This is a genomic window from Escherichia sp. Marseille-Q3837 (assembly GCF_916618735.1).
Taxonomy (GTDB): domain Bacteria; phylum Pseudomonadota; class Gammaproteobacteria; order Enterobacterales; family Enterobacteriaceae; genus Escherichia; species Escherichia ruysiae.
This window is the reverse complement of sequence record NZ_CAKAKC010000001.1, coordinates 2,654,652-2,673,287: the sequence shown is the minus strand read 5'-3', so window position 1 is coordinate 2,673,287 and position 18,636 is coordinate 2,654,652. Positions and strand designations below refer to the sequence as shown.

The 18,636-nt window shown below is 54.3% G+C and carries 13 protein-coding genes and 2 pseudogenes; 10 read left to right on the top strand and 5 right to left on the bottom strand.

Annotation, left to right across the window (positions count from 1 at the left end):
* The first annotated feature begins 12 nt into the window (after nt 1-12).
* From mdtA to yegQ, 10 genes and pseudogenes are all read left to right on the top strand, one after another.
* The gene (mdtA, locus tag LG381_RS12535; RefSeq protein ID WP_225762479.1) at nt 13-1,260 is read left to right on the top strand and encodes a multidrug efflux RND transporter subunit MdtA; all 1,248 of its coding nucleotides are present in this window, start codon (nt 13-15) and stop codon (nt 1,258-1,260) included.
* A complete protein-coding gene (gene mdtB / locus LG381_RS12530) occupies nt 1,260-4,382 on the top strand; it encodes a multidrug efflux RND transporter permease subunit MdtB (RefSeq protein WP_225762478.1) in 3,123 nt (1,040 codons plus the stop codon). The genes mdtA and mdtB overlap by 1 nt, the downstream gene beginning before the upstream one ends.
* Nucleotides 4,383-7,460: a multidrug efflux RND transporter permease subunit MdtC gene (gene mdtC, locus LG381_RS12525; protein WP_225762477.1), complete on the top strand. Its 3,078-nt coding sequence runs from the start codon at nt 4,383-4,385 to the stop codon at nt 7,458-7,460.
* Nucleotides 7,461-8,876, top strand: a complete 1,416-nt coding sequence (locus LG381_RS12520; protein ID WP_105280174.1) for an MFS transporter — start codon at nt 7,461-7,463, stop codon at nt 8,874-8,876.
* Complete coding sequence (gene baeS, locus LG381_RS12515; RefSeq protein ID WP_225762476.1) at nt 8,873-10,276, top strand: two-component system sensor histidine kinase BaeS; 1,404 nt, start codon at nt 8,873-8,875, stop codon at nt 10,274-10,276. The genes LG381_RS12520 and baeS overlap by 4 nt, the downstream gene beginning before the upstream one ends.
* Entirely contained in the window at nt 10,273-10,995 is a 723-nt protein-coding gene (baeR, locus tag LG381_RS12510; protein WP_000137883.1) for a two-component system response regulator BaeR, read from the top strand. Before baeS ends, baeR begins: the two co-directional genes overlap by 4 nt.
* Nucleotides 10,996-11,222: 227 nt before the next feature.
* Nucleotides 11,223-11,555: a YegP family protein gene (locus LG381_RS12505; protein WP_225762475.1), complete on the top strand. Its 333-nt coding sequence runs from the start codon at nt 11,223-11,225 to the stop codon at nt 11,553-11,555.
* Between the two features lie 209 nt (nt 11,556-11,764).
* Nucleotides 11,765-12,062 (top strand): annotated as a pseudogene (locus tag LG381_RS12500) (type II toxin-antitoxin system ParD family antitoxin).
* Between the two features lie 49 nt (nt 12,063-12,111).
* A pseudogene (locus tag LG381_RS12495) lies at nt 12,112-12,360 on the top strand (type II toxin-antitoxin system RelE/ParE family toxin).
* A gap of 102 nt (nt 12,361-12,462) precedes the next feature.
* Nucleotides 12,463-13,824, top strand: a complete 1,362-nt coding sequence (gene yegQ, locus LG381_RS12490; protein ID WP_000476029.1) for a tRNA 5-hydroxyuridine modification protein YegQ — start codon at nt 12,463-12,465, stop codon at nt 13,822-13,824.
* A gap of 272 nt (nt 13,825-14,096) precedes the next feature.
* On the opposite strand, the gene ogrK is transcribed toward yegQ, so the two are convergent.
* From ogrK to LG381_RS12465, 5 genes are all read right to left on the bottom strand, one after another.
* The gene (gene ogrK, locus LG381_RS12485; protein WP_000468308.1) at nt 14,097-14,315 is read right to left on the bottom strand and encodes a prophage transcriptional regulator OgrK; all 219 of its coding nucleotides are present in this window, start codon (nt 14,313-14,315) and stop codon (nt 14,097-14,099) included.
* An 81-nt stretch (nt 14,316-14,396) separates the two neighbouring features.
* Nucleotides 14,397-15,560 carry a phage late control D family protein gene (locus tag LG381_RS12480; RefSeq protein WP_000882973.1) on the bottom strand — a complete coding sequence of 388 codons (1,164 nt, stop codon included), beginning with the start codon at nt 15,558-15,560 and terminating at the stop codon, nt 14,397-14,399.
* Nucleotides 15,560-16,039, bottom strand: a complete 480-nt coding sequence (locus LG381_RS12475) for a phage tail protein (protein ID WP_029402269.1) — start codon at nt 16,037-16,039, stop codon at nt 15,560-15,562. Before LG381_RS12475 ends, LG381_RS12480 begins: the two co-directional genes overlap by 1 nt.
* 14 nt (nt 16,040-16,053) lie before the next feature.
* On the bottom strand, nt 16,054-18,501 hold the full coding sequence (locus LG381_RS12470) for a phage tail tape measure protein (protein ID WP_225762474.1): 2,448 nt from the start codon (nt 18,499-18,501) through the stop codon (nt 16,054-16,056).
* Nucleotides 18,494-18,613 (bottom strand): GpE family phage tail protein, encoded by a 120-nt coding sequence (locus LG381_RS12465; protein WP_000785970.1) that lies wholly within the window; start codon nt 18,611-18,613, stop codon nt 18,494-18,496. Before LG381_RS12465 ends, LG381_RS12470 begins: the two co-directional genes overlap by 8 nt.
* Nucleotides 18,614-18,636 lie beyond the last annotated feature (23 nt).

Sequence of the window (18,636 nt, the reverse complement as noted above, 5' to 3'; positions counted from 1 at the left end):
AAACTCTTAACGATGAAAGACAGTTATAAATCCCGTTGGGTAATCGTAATCGTGGTGGTTATCGCCGCCATCGCCGCATTCTGGTTCTGGCAAGGCCGCAATGAATCCCAGAGCGCAACCCCAGGTGCGACGAAACAAGCACAGCAGCCGCCAGCGGGTGGTCGCCGTGGTATGCGTTCCGGCCCTTTAGCACCAGTACAGGCGGCAACCGCCATTGAACAGGCCGTTCCACGTTATCTCACCGGGCTTGGCACTATTACCGCCGCTAATACTGTTACGGTGCGCAGCCGCGTGGACGGTCAACTGATGGCGTTGCATTTCCAGGAAGGCCAGCAGGTCAAAGCAGGCGATTTACTGGCAGAGATTGACCCCAGCCAGTTCAAAGTCGCATTAGCACAAGCCCAGGGGCAACTGGCAAAAGATAAAGCCACACTTGCCAACGCGCGCCGTGATTTGGCGCGTTATCAACAACTGGCAAAAACCAATCTCGTTTCCCGTCAGGAACTGGATGCCCAACAGGCGCTGGTCAGTGAAACCGAAGGCACCATTAAGGCTGATGAAGCAAGCGTCGCCAGCGCGCAACTGCAACTCGACTGGAGCCGGATTACTGCGCCAGTCGATGGTCGCGTTGGCCTGAAGCAGGTTGATGTCGGTAACCAAATCTCCAGTGGTGATACCAGCGGGATTGTGGTGATCACCCAGACGCATCCTATCGATTTGCTCTTCACCCTGCCGGAAAGCGATATCACCACCGTTGTGCAGGCACAAAAAGCCGGAAAACCGCTGGTTGTTGAAGCCTGGGATCGCACCAACTCGAAGAAGTTAAGTGAAGGCACGCTGTTAAGTCTCGATAACCAAATCGATGCCACTACTGGCACCATTAAAGTGAAAGCGCGCTTCAATAATCAGGATGATGCGCTGTTTCCCAATCAGTTTGTTAACGCACGCATGTTAGTGGACACCGAACAAAACGCCGTGGTGATCCCCACCGCCGCCCTGCAAATGGGCAACGAAGGCCATTTTGTCTGGGTGCTGAATAGCGAAAACAAAGTCAGCAAACATCTGGTGACGCCGGGCATTCAGGACAGTCAGAAAGTGGTGATCCGCGCGGGTATTTCCGCAGGCGATCGCGTAGTAACAGACGGCATTGATCGCCTGACTGAAGGAGCGAAAGTGGAAGTGGTGGAAGCCCAGAGCGCCACCTCGCCGGAAGAGAAAGCCACCAGCCGCGAATACGCGAAAAAAGGAGCACGCTCCTGATGCAGGTGTTACCTCCGAGCAGCACAGGCGGCCCGTCGCGCCTGTTTATTATGCGCCCTGTCGCCACCACGCTGCTGATGGTGGCGATCTTACTCGCTGGGATTATCGGCTATCGCGCCCTGCCCGTTTCGGCGCTGCCGGAAGTGGACTACCCGACTATTCAGGTGGTCACGCTCTACCCCGGCGCCAGCCCGGATGTCATGACCTCTGCCGTTACCGCGCCGCTCGAACGCCAGTTTGGGCAGATGTCTGGCCTGAAACAGATGTCATCGCAGAGTTCCGGCGGCGCGTCAGTTATCACCTTGCAGTTCCAGCTAACATTACCGCTGGATGTCGCCGAGCAGGAAGTGCAGGCCGCGATTAACGCCGCCACTAACCTGTTGCCGAGCGACCTGCCTAACCCGCCGGTTTACAGCAAAGTGAACCCGGCAGATCCGCCAATCATGACACTCGCTGTCACCTCAACCGCCATGCCGATGACGCAGGTGGAAGATATGGTGGAAACCCGCGTCGCGCAGAAAATCTCGCAGATTTCCGGCGTCGGGCTGGTGACGCTTTCCGGCGGTCAGCGTCCGGCTGTTCGCGTCAAACTTAACGCCCAGGCGATTGCCGCTCTTGGCCTGACCAGCGAAACCGTGCGCACCGCCATTACTGGCGCTAACGTTAACTCAGCCAAAGGTAGCCTCGACGGCCCTTCCCGCGCGGTCACGCTGTCGGCGAACGACCAGATGCAATCCGCAGAAGAGTATCGCCAGCTAATCATCGCCTACCAGAACGGCGCGCCGATTCGTCTGGGCGATGTCGCAACTGTAGAGCAAGGTGCAGAAAACAGCTGGCTCGGCGCGTGGGCGAACAAAGAACAGGCCATTGTGATGAATGTTCAGCGCCAGCCCGGTGCTAACATTATCTCTACCGCCGACAGCATCCGGCAGATGCTGCCACAACTCACCGAAAGTTTGCCGAAATCGGTAAAAGTAACGGTGCTTTCCGATCGCACCACCAACATCCGCGCATCGGTCGACGATACCCAGTTTGAATTGATGATGGCTATCGCGCTGGTAGTCATGATTATCTACCTGTTTTTGCGCAACATTCCGGCGACCATCATTCCCGGCGTTGCGGTGCCGCTGTCATTAATCGGCACCTTCGCAGTCATGGTGTTTCTCGATTTTTCGATCAACAACCTGACACTGATGGCGTTAACTATCGCCACCGGATTCGTGGTCGATGACGCCATCGTGGTGATCGAGAACATTTCGCGCTATATCGAAAAAGGCGAAAAACCGCTGGCGGCTGCGCTCAAAGGCGCAGGTGAAATCGGTTTTACCATTATCTCGCTGACCTTCTCGCTGATTGCAGTGCTGATCCCGCTACTGTTTATGGGCGATATCGTCGGGCGACTGTTCCGCGAGTTTGCCATTACCCTGGCGGTAGCAATTTTGATCTCAGCCGTGGTGTCGCTGACCCTGACGCCGATGATGTGCGCGCGGATGCTCAGCCAGGAGTCGCTGCGTAAACAAAACCGCTTCTCCCGCACCTCGGAAAAAATGTTCGACGGGATAATCGCCGCCTATGGTCGGGGGCTTGCGAAGGTGCTGAATCATCCGTGGCTGACTTTAAGCGTGGCGCTCAGCACCCTGCTGCTTAGTGTGCTGCTGTGGGTGTTCATTCCGAAAGGCTTCTTCCCGGTGCAGGACAACGGCATTATTCAGGGCACTTTGCAGGCACCGCAATCCAGCTCCTTTGCCAATATGGCCCAGCGGCAACGCCAGGTCGCGGACGTGATTTTGCAGGATCCGGCAGTGCAAAGTTTGACCTCATTTGTTGGCGTTGATGGCACTAACCCGTCGCTGAACAGTGCGCGTTTGCAGATCAACCTCAAACCGTTGGAGGAACGTGATGATCGGGTGCAAAAAGTCATCGCCCGTCTGCAAACGGCGGTGGATAAAGTGCCTGGCGTCGATCTCTTCCTGCAACCGACGCAGGACCTGACCATCGATACTCAGGTCAGCCGCACCCAGTACCAGTTTACCTTGCAGGCCACGTCGCTGGATGCGCTCAGTACCTGGGTGCCGCAGCTCATGGAAAAACTCCAGCAGCTTCCACAGCTTTCTGATGTCTCCAGCGACTGGCAGGACAAAGGGCTGGTGGCGTATGTCAATGTTGATCGCGACAGCGCCAGCCGTCTGGGGATCAGCATGGCGGATGTCGATAACGCCCTGTACAACGCGTTTGGTCAGCGACTGATTTCCACTATTTATACTCAGGCTAACCAGTATCGCGTGGTGCTGGAACACAACACCGAAAATACCCCAGGCCTCGCGGCGCTGGATACCATTCGCCTGACCAGCAGCGACGGCGGCGTGGTGCCGTTAAGCTCAATTGCCAAAATTGAGCAGCGTTTTGCGCCGCTCTCCATCAACCATCTGGATCAGTTCCCGGTAACGACCATCTCCTTTAACGTGCCGGATAACTATTCGCTGGGCGATGCGGTACAGGCGATTATGGACACCGAAAAGACGCTGAATCTACCGGTGGATATCACCACGCAGTTCCAGGGCAGCACCCTCGCCTTCCAGTCGGCGCTTGGCAGCACTGTCTGGCTGATTGTCGCGGCGGTGGTGGCGATGTATATCGTGCTCGGCATTCTGTACGAGAGCTTTATTCACCCGATCACCATTCTCTCGACGCTACCCACCGCAGGGGTCGGCGCGCTGCTGGCATTAATGATTGCCGGTAGCGAACTGGATGTGATTGCGATTATCGGCATTATTTTGCTGATCGGTATCGTGAAGAAGAACGCCATCATGATGATCGACTTCGCGCTGGCTGCTGAGCGTGAGCAAGGCATGTCGCCGCGCGATGCAATCTACCAGGCTTGTCTGTTGCGTTTTCGTCCGATCCTGATGACCACTCTGGCGGCACTGCTTGGCGCGCTGCCGCTGATGTTAAGTACCGGAGTCGGCGCGGAACTGCGCCGTCCGTTAGGCATCGGCATGGTCGGTGGTCTGGTTGTCAGCCAGGTGCTGACACTGTTTACCACGCCGGTGATTTATCTGCTGTTCGACCGTCTGGCATTGTGGGCAAAAAGCCGCTTTGCCCGTCATGAAGAGGAGGCGTAAGTGAAGTTTTTTGCCCTCTTCATTTACCGCCCGGTGGCGACGATTTTACTGTCGGTTGCCATTACCCTGTGCGGCATACTGGGCTTCCGTATGCTGCCGGTCGCCCCGCTGCCGCAGGTCGATTTTCCGGTGATTATGGTCAGCGCCTCGCTGCCCGGTGCGTCGCCAGAGACAATGGCGTCTTCCGTTGCCACGCCGCTGGAACGCTCGCTTGGGCGTATTGCCGGGGTCAGTGAAATGACCTCCAGCAGTTCGCTCGGCAGCACGCGCATTATTTTGCAGTTTGATTTTGACCGGGATATCAACGGCGCGGCGCGCGATGTGCAGGCGGCGATCAACGCCGCACAAAGTTTGCTGCCCAGCGGGATGCCCAGCCGCCCGACCTATCGCAAAGCAAACCCGTCGGATGCGCCAATTATGATCCTGACGCTGACGTCCGATACTTATTCCCAGGGTGAACTGTACGATTTCGCCTCGACGCAGCTGGCGCCGACGATTGCGCAAATCGACGGCGTCGGTGATGTCGATGTCGGCGGCAGCTCGCTGCCCGCCGTGCGCGTCGGGCTGAATCCGCAGGCGCTGTTTAATCAGGGCGTATCGCTGGACGATGTGCGCACCGCCATCAGCAATGCCAACGTGCGTAAACCGCAGGGGGCGCTGGAGGATGGTACTCACCGCTGGCAGATCCAGACCAACGATGAACTGAAAACCGCCGCTGAATATCAGCCGCTGATTATTCATTACAACAACGGCGGCGCGGTTCGTCTGGGCGATGTGGCGACGGTGACCGACTCTGTACAAGATGTGCGCAACGCCGGGATGACCAACGCCAAACCGGCTATTTTGCTGATGATCCGCAAGCTGCCGGAAGCCAATATTATCCAGACGGTTGACAGCATCCGGGCAAAATTACCGGAGTTGCAGGAGACCATTCCGGCGGCGATTGATCTGCAAATTGCCCAGGATCGCTCCCCCACCATTCGCGCCTCGCTGGAGGAAGTCGAGCAAACGCTGATTATCTCGGTGGCGCTGGTGATTCTGGTGGTCTTTTTATTCCTGCGCTCGGGTCGCGCCACTATTATTCCCGCCGTTGCGGTGCCCGTTTCGCTGATTGGTACGTTTGCGGCGATGTATCTGTGCGGATTCAGTCTCAATAACCTGTCGCTGATGGCGCTCACCATCGCCACAGGCTTTGTCGTGGATGACGCCATCGTGGTGCTGGAAAACATCGCCCGTCATCTGGAAGCGGGGATGAAACCGCTACAGGCCGCACTGCAAGGTACTCGCGAAGTCGGCTTTACGGTGCTGTCGATGAGTCTGTCACTGGTGGCGGTGTTTCTGCCGCTACTGTTGATGGGTGGATTGCCGGGGCGCTTATTGCGCGAATTTGCCGTGACGCTTTCAGTCGCCATTGGCATTTCGCTGCTGGTTTCTCTGACGCTAACGCCGATGATGTGCGGCTGGATGCTGAAAGCCAGCAAGCCGCGTGAACAAACACGGTTACGTGGTTTTGGCCGGATGCTGGTTGCGCTGCAACAAGGCTACGGTAAGTCGCTGAAATGGGTACTCAATCACACCCGTCTGGTGGGCGTGGTGCTGCTTGGCACCATTGCGCTCAATATCTGGCTGTATATCTCGATCCCGAAAACCTTCTTCCCGGAGCAGGACACCGGCGTGCTGATGGGCGGGATACAGGCGGATCAGAGCATTTCGTTTCAGGCAATGCGCGGTAAGTTGCAGGATTTTATGAAAATTATCCGTGACGATCCGGCAGTGGATAATGTCACCGGCTTTACCGGTGGTTCGCGAGTGAACAGCGGGATGATGTTTATCACCCTCAAGCCACGCGACGAACGCAGCGAAACGGCGCAGCAAATTATCGACCGTCTGCGCGTAAAACTGGCGAAAGAACCGGGGGCGAATCTGTTTCTGATGGCAGTGCAGGATATTCGCGTTGGTGGGCGTCAGTCGAACGCCAGCTACCAGTACACGTTGTTATCCGACGACCTGGCGGCGCTGCGCGAATGGGAGCCGAAAATCCGCAAAAAACTGGCAACGTTGCCGGAACTGGCGGACGTTAACTCCGACCAGCAGGATAACGGCGCGGAGATGAACCTGGTTTACGATCGCGACACGATGGCGCGGCTGGGGATCGATGTGCAGGCCGCCAACAGCCTGCTGAATAACGCCTTTGGTCAGCGGCAAATCTCGACCATTTACCAGCCAATGAACCAGTATAAAGTGGTGATGGAAGTGGATCCGCGCTATACCCAGGACATCAGCGCGCTGGAAAAAATGTTCGTCATTAATAACGAAGGCAAAGCGATCCCGTTGTCGTATTTCGCCAAATGGCAACCGGCAAACGCGCCGCTGTCGGTGAATCATCAGGGATTATCGGCGGCCTCGACCATCTCGTTCAACCTGCCGACCGGGAAATCGCTTTCGGACGCCAGTGCGGCAATCGATCGTGCGATGACGCAGCTTGGCGTGCCTTCGACTGTGCGCGGCAGTTTTGCCGGAACGGCGCAGGTGTTCCAGGAGACGATGAACTCGCAGGTGATCCTGATTATCGCGGCGATCGCCACGGTCTATATCGTGCTGGGAATGTTGTACGAGAGCTACGTGCACCCGCTGACCATTCTCTCCACCCTACCCTCGGCGGGCGTTGGGGCGCTGCTGGCGCTGGAGCTGTTCAATGCCCCGTTCAGCCTAATCGCCCTGATAGGGATCATGTTATTAATCGGCATTGTGAAGAAAAACGCCATCATGATGGTCGATTTTGCGCTCGAAGCTCAAAGGAATGGAAATCTGACGCCGCAGGAAGCCATTTTCCAGGCCTGTCTGCTGCGTTTTCGTCCGATTATGATGACTACCCTGGCGGCGCTGTTTGGTGCGCTGCCGCTGGTGTTATCTGGCGGCGACGGCTCGGAACTGCGTCAACCATTAGGGATCACTATTGTCGGCGGTCTGGTAATGAGTCAGCTCCTGACGCTATATACCACGCCGGTGGTGTATCTTTTTTTCGACCGTCTGCGGCTGCGTTTTTCGCGAAAATCTAAAGAAACGGTAACCGAGTAAATGACAGATCTTCCTGACAGCACCCGCTGGCAACTGTGGATTGTGGCTTTCGGCTTCTTTATGCAGTCGCTGGACACCACCATCGTCAACACCGCCCTTCCCTCAATGGCGCAAAGCCTGGGGGAAAGCCCGCTGCATATGCACATGGTCATTGTCTCTTATGTGCTGACCGTGGCGGTGATGCTGCCTGCCAGCGGCTGGCTGGCGGACAAAGTCGGCGTGCGCAATATTTTCTTTACCGCTATCGTGCTGTTTACCCTCGGTTCGCTGTTTTGCGCGCTTTCCGGCACCCTTAATGAACTGTTGCTGGCACGTGCGTTACAGGGCGTAGGCGGTGCGATGATGGTGCCGGTCGGCAGGCTAACGGTGATGAAAATTGTTCCGCGCGAGCAATATATGGCGGCGATGACCTTTGTCACGCTGCCCGGTCAGGTCGGCCCGCTGCTCGGTCCGGCGCTTGGCGGTCTGCTGGTGGAGTACGCGTCGTGGCACTGGATCTTTTTGATCAACATTCCGGTGGGGATTATCGGTGCGATCGCCACGCTAATGTTAATGCCAAACTACACCATGCAGACGCGGCGCTTCGATCTCTCCGGCTTTCTGTTGCTGGCGGTTGGCATGGCAGTGTTAACGCTGGCGCTGGATGGCAGTAAAGGCACAGGACTTTCGCCGCTGGCGATTGTCGGCCTGGTGGCGGTTGGCGTAGTGGCACTGGTGCTTTATCTGCTGCACGCCAGAAATAACAACCGCGCCCTTTTCAGTCTGAAACTGTTCCGCACCCGCACCTTTTCGCTGGGTCTGGCGGGAAGTTTTGCCGGACGTATTGGCAGCGGTATGTTGCCCTTTATGACGCCGGTTTTCCTGCAAATCGGCCTCGGTTTTTCGCCGTTCCATGCCGGACTGATGATGATCCCCATGGTGCTCGGCAGCATGGGAATGAAACGTATTGTGGTGCAGGTGGTTAACCGCTTTGGTTATCGTCGGGTGCTGGTGGCAACCACGCTGGGTCTGTCGCTGGTCACATTGCTGTTTATGGCCACCGCGATGCTTGGCTGGTACTACGTTTTGCCATTCGTTCTGTTTTTACAAGGAATGGTCAACTCAACGCGTTTCTCCTCCATGAACACCCTGACGCTGAAAGATCTACCAGACAATCTGGCGAGCAGCGGCAACAGCCTGCTGTCGATGATTATGCAATTGTCGATGAGTATCGGTGTGACCATCGCCGGGCTGCTGCTGGGTCTTTTTGGCTCCCAACATGTCAGCGTTGACAGCGGCACCACACAAACCGTCTTTATGTACACCTGGCTTAGCATGGCGTTTCTCATCGCCCTTCCGGCGTTCATCTTTGCCAGAGTGCCGAACGATACGCATCAAAATGTAGCTATTTCGCGGCGAAAAAGGAGCGCGCAATGAAGTTTTGGCGACCCGGTATTACCGGCAAACTGTTTCTGGCGATTTTCGCCACCTGCATTGTCTTGCTGATCAGTATGCACTGGGCGGTGCGTATCAGTTTTGAGCGTGGCTTTATTGATTACATCAAGCATGGTAATGAACAGCGATTACAACTGTTAAGTGATGCGCTTGGCGAGCAGTATGCGCAGCATGGCAACTGGCGCTTCCTGCGCAACAATGATCGCTTTGTCTTTCAGATCCTGCGTTCATTTGAACACGATAATTCGGAAGATAAACCCGGCCCGGGTATGCCACCACACGGCTGGCGTACTCAGTTCTGGGTGGTTGATCAAAACAACAAAGTGCTGGTTGGTCCGCGAGCGCCGATTCCACCTGACGGTACACGGCGACCCATTCTGGTCAACGGTGCGGAAGTGGGCGCGGTGATTGCCTCCCCCGTTGAGCGGCTGACCCGCAATACTGATATCAATTTCGATAAACAACAACGGCAAACCAGCTGGCTGATTGTCGCCCTGGCAACGTTACTCGCGGCACTCGCCACTTTTCTGCTGGCGCGCGGTTTGCTGGCACCGGTAAAACGACTTGTCGATGGCACGCACAAACTGGCGGCAGGCGATTTCACTACCCGCGTGACGCCCACCAGTGAAGATGAACTGGGCAAACTGGCACAAGACTTCAACCAGCTCGCCAGCACGCTGGAGAAAAACCAACAGATGCGCCGCGATTTTATGGCTGATATCTCTCACGAACTGCGCACACCTTTAGCAGTACTGCGCGGAGAACTGGAAGCTATTCAGGATGGCGTGCGTAAGTTCACACCGGAGACAGTGGCTTCTTTACAGGCGGAGGTCGGTACACTGACCAAACTGGTGGATGACCTGCATCAACTGTCGATGTCAGATGAAGGTGCTCTCGCCTATCAAAAAGCGCCTGTGGATCTGATCCCGCTGCTGGAAGTGGCAGGCGGCGCTTTTCGTGAACGTTTCGCCAGCCGTGGCCTGAAGCTGCAATTTTCCCTACCGGATAGCATTACCGTATTTGGCGATCGCGACCGTTTAATGCAGTTATTCAATAACTTACTGGAAAACAGTCTACGTTACACCGACAGCGGCGGCAGCCTGCAAATCTCCGCCGAGCAGCGCGACAAAACGGTGCGCCTGACCTTTGCCGACAGTGCGCCGGGCGTCAGCGACGAACAACTGCAAAAATTGTTTGAGCGTTTTTACCGCACCGAAGGTTCCCGCAACCGTGCCAGCGGCGGTTCCGGGCTGGGACTGGCGATTTGCCTTAACATTGTTGAAGCGCACAGTGGTCGCATTGTTGCCACTCATTCGCCTTTTGGCGGGGTAAGCATTACAGTAGAGTTACCGCTGGAACGGGATTTACAGAGAGAAGTATGACCGAGTTACCAATCGACGAAAACACACCGCGTATTTTGATCGTGGAAGATGAACCGAAGCTGGGGCAGTTGCTCATTGATTATCTGCGTGCTGCGAGCTATGCGCCGACCCTTATCAGTCACGGTGATCAGGTACTGCCGTATGTGCGGCAGACCCCACCGGATCTGATCCTGTTGGATCTGATGCTACCAGGCACTGATGGTCTGACACTTTGCCGGGAAATTCGTCGTTTTTCCGATGTCCCCATCGTGATGGTGACGGCAAAAATCGAAGAAATCGACCGTTTGCTGGGGCTGGAGATTGGCGCCGATGACTACATCTGCAAACCGTACAGCCCACGGGAAGTGGTGGCGCGTGTTAAGACCATTTTGCGCCGCTGCAAACCGCAGCGCGAGTTGCAGCAACAGGATGCCGAAAGCCCGTTGATTATCGACGAAGGTCGTTTTCAGGCTTCATGGCGTGGCAAAATGCTTGATCTGACGCCTGCAGAATTTCGTCTTTTGAAAACCCTCTCCCATGAACCGGGAAAAGTATTCTCCCGCGAGCAATTACTCAATCATCTTTATGACGATTACCGCGTGGTAACCGACCGCACCATCGACAGCCACATTAAAAACCTGCGCCGTAAACTGGAGTCGCTGGACGAAGAGCAGTCATTTATCCGTGCCGTTTACGGTGTCGGTTACCGCTGGGAAGCTGACGCCTGTCGTATCGTTTAATGTATCGTTGCCCTGGCGAGGGCAAAATTTCCTGTTTATTAACCCGTCATGCCCCTCTCTGAAAGGAGAGGGATAACACCGTATCCGCATTCAGATTCCTGCATATTTATCAGTAATCTCCCCCACCCTTTAGAGGGTATTCCCCTGATTGGCAGTCAACTGAATATCACCCATACTTAAATCGTTACATACTGTTTTCGATACGCAATTTCAATCAAGGAGTCATTATGGCTGGTTGGTTTGAACTCAATAAGAGCAGTGAAAATCAGTTCCGGTTTGTGCTAAAAGCGGGCAATGGCGAGATCATTCTCACCAGCGAACTGTATACCTCAAAAGCCGCTGCGGAAAAGGGCATTGCCTCGGTGCAAAGCAACAGCCCGCAGGACGAACGCTATGAGAAAAAAACAGCGAGCAACGGCAAATTTTATTTCAATCTGAAAGCTGGCAATCATCAGATAATCGGTTCCAGTCAGATGTATGCCACCGCTCAATCACGCGAAGTCGGAATTGCTACTGTAAAAACCAATGGCGCAAGTCAGAAGGTGAAAGACAATACTTAATAGTTAAGCCGGGCGCGGATAACGCGTCCGGCTTTATTTCTAATAAACACTTATTTATTGATGATTAAGATTAATCTGCGCCATTAAAATAGTAGGCACAGGCAAGCACTCATTCTCCTCTCTTTGTTTAACACTCCCCATCCTTATCCTCCTGAACATGTTCATATAGCAAAATATCTTCTAATACTTTTCGTGGCGCTATCCGGTTTATGACATACACTGACGTAAGATTTTTACTTACAAGAGAGCATAAACATGGCCAGAACGATGACAGTTGATCTCGGCGATGAGTTGCGTGAATTTATCGAGTCCTTAATTGAATCCGGCGACTATCGCACCCAAAGCGAAGTGATCCGTGAGTCACTGCGCTTGCTTCGAGAAAAACAAGCAGAGTCTCGCCTGCAAGCGTTACGTGACATGATTGCAGAAGGGTTGAATAGTGGTGAAGCTCAGCCGTGGGAAAAGGATGCGTTTTTACGGAAGGTGAAAGCAGGGATAAGGAAATAATGTGCGTATTATTAAGCTCATGCCAAAAGCCAACGAGGATTGAGAAGGCATCTGGTATTACAGTTATCACCATTTCGGCGAACCACAAGCCGACAAATATGTTGAACATCTTTCAGACGTTCTCCAGATTCTGAGTAACAATAATATTGGTACTCCCAGACCTGAATTAGGCGAAGGCATTTTTGTTCTTCCTTTTGAACACCACGTTATTTATTTCCTGTAATCACCAGGGGAAATTATCGTCACTCGTATCCTTAACCAAAACCAGGATGCTACCAGACATTTACACTGGAGCTAAACCCGCCGATTGCGCTACAATGCCCGCCCTTAAAGTGGGGACACTCCCCTAACCGCTTCATCAGGTGAAGCGGTTCTGACCTGTCATCAGAACGAGAGAATTATGTTTAAACCGGAACTCCTTTCCCCGGCGGGAACGCTGAAAAATATGCGTTACGCTTTCGCTTATGGCGCAGATGCTGTTTATGCGGGACAACCGCGTTATTCCCTGCGTGTGCGCAACAACGAATTCAACCACGAAAATCTTCAGCTCGGCATCAATGAAGCCCATGCGCTGGGGAAAAAGTTTTATGTCGTGGTCAACATTGCGCCGCATAACGCTAAGCTGAAAACCTTTATCCGTGACCTGAAACCGGTAGTGGAAATGGGGCCGGATGCGCTGATTATGTCCGATCCGGGGCTGATTATGCTGGTGCGTGAGCACTTCCCTGAAATGCCGATCCACCTTTCGGTGCAGGCCAACGCCGTAAACTGGGCGACGGTAAAATTCTGGCAGCAAATGGGCCTGACTCGCGTGATCCTCTCCCGCGAACTGTCGCTGGAAGAGATCGAAGAGATCCGCAATCAGGTGCCGGATATGGAACTCGAAATTTTCGTTCACGGCGCGCTGTGCATGGCCTACTCTGGTCGCTGCCTGCTCTCTGGCTACATCAACAAGCGCGATCCGAATCAGGGCACCTGCACTAACGCCTGTCGCTGGGAGTACAACGTCCAGGAAGGCAAAGAAGATGACGTCGGCAACATCGTACACAAATACGAGCCGATTCCGGTGCAAAACGTCGAACCGACGCTGGGTATCGGCGCGCCAACTGACAAAGTGTTTATGATTGAAGAAGCCCAGCGCCCGGGCGAGTATATGACCGCGTTTGAAGATGAACACGGCACTTACATCATGAACTCGAAAGATCTGCGCGCTATCGCCCACGTTGAACGTCTGACTAAAATGGGCGTGCATTCGCTGAAAATCGAAGGCCGTACCAAATCTTTCTATTATTGCGCACGCACCGCGCAGGTTTATCGTAAAGCGATTGATGACGCAGCCGCAGGAAAACCGTTCGATACCAGCCTGCTGGAAACTCTGGAAGGTCTGGCGCATCGTGGTTACACCGAAGGTTTCCTGCGTCGTCATACTCACGACGATTATCAGAACTACGAATACGGTTATTCCGTTTCTGACCGCCAGCAGTTTGTTGGGGAGTTTACCGGTGAGCGCAAAGGCGATCTCGCGGCGGTAGCGGTGAAAAATAAGTTCTCCGTTGGCGACAGCCTTGAACTGATGACGCCACAGGGCAACATCAACTTTACCCTTGAGCATATGGAAAATGCCAAAGGTGAAGCGATGCCGGTTGCACCTGGCGATGGTTATACCGTGTGGCTCCCGGTTCCGCAGGATCTTGAGCTCAATTACGCACTGCTGATGCGTAATTTCTCTGGTGAAACCACGCGTAACCCGCACGGTAAGTGATTAATTTCGATTATTTTTCCCGGATGGAAAATTCTTAGAAACCGATCACATACAGCTGCATTTATTAAGGTTATCATCCGTTTCGCTGAAAAACATAACCCATAAAATGCTAGCTGTACCAGGAACCACCTCCTTAGCCTGTGTAATCTCCCTTACACGGGCTTATTTTTTACGCGTAATACAATGAAATAAAAGGATTTATTTCTGGTCACGTCCACACATTGACCACATCGACAAAAAAGCCCCTCGACTGTGGGGCTTCCTGTTTGTAATTACATCCACATAATTTGCTGCCCTGACGGCAACGGGTGCGGTCTTACGGCGTGGACTTCTCCCGGCTTCACGATGTATCGCTGTACCGACTCATAAGTGATGAACGTGGCGCTGCAATTCACGTTCTGACACTGGTGATAACGCTCTTTTGTCGTGTCAGTGATATAGCGGCTTGTACGCGCATGTGCGGCATGCTGGCATAAAGGACAATGAAACATCGCGAGCACCTCTTCCGGTTTTGTTGATGGTGCCATTTTAGTTAATTTATCCTTATAAAACAAACAGATAAAATAAAAACATCACTCATCATCTTCTGTTTCGTACTCCACATCAGAAAGCCTGACCTCAAGCTCTAAGGACGTCGTGAAGCCGCTATTATTCAGAAAATGTGTCACCTTAGTGATTGTCCAGTCCTGCTCGTCTATGACGCGCTTAAAGCCTGATACTTTGACCGGCGTTTCCGTGTAAATATCTGCCCTACCAGTAGCCAGACTGATGGAGAACTCCGCAACGCCCCGTTGCAGCTTATCCCACTTCGCCTGAGCGGCGCGCATGGCCTGCGCTTTCGTGGCATATACCGTGGTCAGGGCAAAAACATTGTCAGCCTCACCGGCCATGTATTCACCTTCGCGCGCCTCCGGTACTTTTGGCGCTTTCTTCTGCCTGACCGGTTTCGCTTTCGGGTGCTCCAGTGCGCGCAGGTGTTTTTCTTTCTTTTTGCGTTTCAGTTTTACCTTCTGCTTTTGCGGCTTCGGGTCTTTGGTGTGTAACCACTTTGCCGTTACGCCGGTGTAAGCTCCACGGTCAGCAATCGCAAAATGATGGCGGTCACCGTCGCTGCGGGTGATGGTGACCTGCGGGATTTTTTTACCGCTTGCCGTCACCCCCTGCCCCGCTTTGAGAAACAACAGTTTTCCCATTTTTACCGACACTTCACCGCCGTTGCGTTCAGCAAGGCGGGTCAGGAATTTCGCATCAGACTCCTGCGACTGGTCGATGTGCGGGATTTTAATTCCGGCCAGTGACGGAGCGACACTGGCTTCCAGCCTGTTACGGGAGGCTATCGCCTCAACAATCGCACCGAGCGTGGTGTCATGCCAGGAGCCTTCACGGCGGGAATTGAGCGTCCCGCGAAAATCTGCACTCCGGGCGCGGATGGTAACCACATCCGGTGCGCCCCGGTGTTCAACCTCATCAACGGTAAATTTCCCTTTGCATACCAGGGCAAAACCTTTCCAGCCGATATACACCGTCAGGACAGCGCCACGAACCGGCAGCCCGACCTGCCCGTCGGCATCGTTCAGTTCAATATCAAGCTGGTCAGCCTCAAAGCCCCGGTTATCCGTCAGGGTCATGCTCATCAGACGGTCGCTGATATTGCCGGTAATATCCCTGCTGTCGAGCATCAGCATGTAATCCGGTGTCAGCGTACTGCCTGCATCAAATGTCAGCGCATCCAGCATTATCCCGCCCCCGTCATACCCGTGAATTTAGTCGCCATACTGCCAGCCTTACCGATGAGCGATTCCGCCTGTTTACCGATATCGCCATAAAGCGCGGCCAGTGATTCATCAACGCGGGTGAGCGACAGCGTAAAATCAATTTTCCGGGGTGTGCCGTCTGCAAAGAAAATACTCCCTGTTTCACTCACCCTGCTGATGACATACATGCCGTAAATCATGCCGGTGCCATCCAGCAACGGCCACGCCCGGCCTTCCTCTGCCATCAGTCTGAGCGTGGTCATCGTCAGCTTTCCACCGGTCAGTTCAGGATAAAGCACACCGGCAAGCGTAATGCTTTCCTCACCGACGCCGAGAAACTGAAAGGCATCCCGTTTGCCGATACGGGAATTTGACGGCCAGCGATAATCTGATTCACGCTGCATGGTCTGGTGTGGCAGCGTCTGGCGCATAAAAACAAACATACCTAACGCGAGCATCATTTTTCGTCACCTCCTTAACCGTCATGCATCATGCTGGCACGGGCGCGCGCACGTTTATCCCGCTCGTATTTTTCGAGCGCATCCTGTAACTGGCGGTCAAGCTGTGTCCCCGGCGCAGTACCACCTGTCAGGCTGATGTGATATTCGTTTTTACTCTGGTCTACATAAGAGCGGCCAGCCGGTGCCGTGACCGGCTGATAAGCCTGATAGCCTGCATAAGAGCTGGTCGCCGGAATATAACCACCGGTGCCATACGTGGCGGCATTAGTCCTTGCGGCGGTCTGGTCAAGTGTGTCTGACTCTTTGTTGATAACACCGAGTTTTTCCAGTACCCAGTCAATACCACTGCGCAGTTTGTTGAACGCATTAAGCGGCAGCATCAACGCGTCAGCCAGTGCCTGCCCGAACATGACGCCCGTGTCACGGCAACGGTTCAGGGTGTCCTGTGTGGCTTTAACCGGGGCAATCAGGTTTTTAAACCACTGCCACGCGGCCTGTAACTTTTCGCCCAGCCAGTCAAACACCGGCTTCAGTGGCGTGAACAGTTCTCCCACCGGCGCAAATGCCGCTTTCAGCCCTTCCATCACACCGCCAAAGAATGCGCTGACAGGCTCCCAGTATTTACGGATAAGCAACGCCCCGGCGACAATGGCGGCCACCACGGCCACAACCGGCCAGCTAATCGCCCCGATGGCGGTCATAACAGCACTGCCAACCGTCGTGAAGATTGCCCCCATTGCGCCTGCGGCCGCGATGATGGCATTGATGCCGGTGATAACCGGCCAGGCTACAAGACCAATGGCACCGATGATGCCAGTAAGCGCCAGCGCGCCACCGACAATGAGGCCAATGGTTGACGCCAGTGATTTGTTTTTCTGTATCCAGCCGTCGAGTTTTAACACATACTTTGTGGCCGTCTGCGTGAGCTTACGCAGTGCGCCTTCCTGCTGGTCAAACAGGTCAGTCCCCACCGCCTCATAAGCGGACTGAAACTCCTTAAAGTCACCGCCGAGATTGTCCTGCATGATATTTACCAGCTCTGCGGTCTTCCCGTCTGAGGCTTTAAACGCAGCGGTCAGTTTGTCCAGCTTTCCGGTTGAGGCGGCAGTCATCAGCACAGCGGCGGATGAGCTGGCCTCCTCCCCGAAAATGGTTTTCATGTATTCGGCCTGCTGGGCAGTACCGAGCCGGTTTTTCTCAAAACTGGCCTGCATTTCTTTCAGAATGGTAAATACTGGTCGGGTATTCCCCTTACTGTCTGAGGTTTTCACACCAAGCTCTTTGAGTGCATCCCATGCTTTTCCCGTCGGTGCCTGCAGGCGGCTTAACACGGCACGGCTTCCCGTCCCCGCCATTGAACCAGTAATTTTTGCGTCATGCAGCGCCCCGACCATTGCGGCGGTTTCTTCAATGCTGACACCGGCATTTTTTGCCACTGGTGCGGCATAGGTCAGCGCATCGCTCATACCGTCAAAATCGGCGGCGGTTTTGTTCATCGTCATGGAGAGAACATCCCCGATATGAGCGACCTTATCGTTTGAAAGCTGAAAGGCGGATTTCATCCCCATCAGCAGGGCGGCGTTTTCTTCCATCGTGCGACGGTTCGCCAGCGCCATATTCAGCGTGACCGGCGTTGCCGCCTGAATGGCATCAACATCCCCACCGGCTTTCGCAATAATAATCTGCGCACCGGCTGCATCATCTGCCGAGGCTGCGGTATTGTCGCCGAGCTGGCGCGCCTGCTTGCGTAGTGCAGCCATTTCGGCGGAGTCTTTTGCCACACCGAGCACAGCCTGCAATTCTGAGTTTTTCTGCGCAAACTCATAACCGGGCATCAGCAACTTAACTCCGGCCATCGTTCCCGCAGCAGCAATCCCCACACCGGCAGCGCCCACTGAGGCCATATTTCCGGCCAGTTCCTTTCCGGCCTGATAACGCTGTTTTACTGCGTTAAGTTTTGCCTGTTGTGCACTGACACGCGCCAGCGCGTCACGCTGACGGTTAAGCTGTGCGGTGGTTTCACTGATACGGTTTTTCAGTCCCTGCTCATCATGTGCAAGATTGCGGGTATTAATTCCCACAGCGGCCAGTTCCCGCTGCTGGCGTTTAATGGAATCTGTCAGGCGGTTATATTTCGCCTGTAAGTCCTCCGCCGCACGCTTTGCGGATTCCAGCACTTTCGCCTGAGCACGGGTCGGACGTTCAGTGTTTTTAAACTGTGTGGCAAGGGCTTCGGCTTCCTGCCGTGCCTTTTCAAGTGCATGACCAGTCACGGCAAGCTGTGCGCTGGTCTTGCGAAATCCCTCAATACGGGATGCGTGACCGTTCAGCTCGCGCAGTGATTTTTGTGTTTCCCGGATATCCCCCGACAGCGACTTACTCGCTGTGCGGATGGATTTAAACGGGCGGGATGCCTGGTCAACAGCCCTGAGCAATACCTGTAATTTTACATTGTTACTCATTCGTGTTTCCGCTTCGCCGGAGCGCCTTTTCGCGCCATGTGATGAGTTCGGTCAGGCTCATGGGATACAGTTCTGATGGCGGCCAGTGAAATATCACTGCCACATCCGCCATCAGGTCATCGACCGAGAGATTTT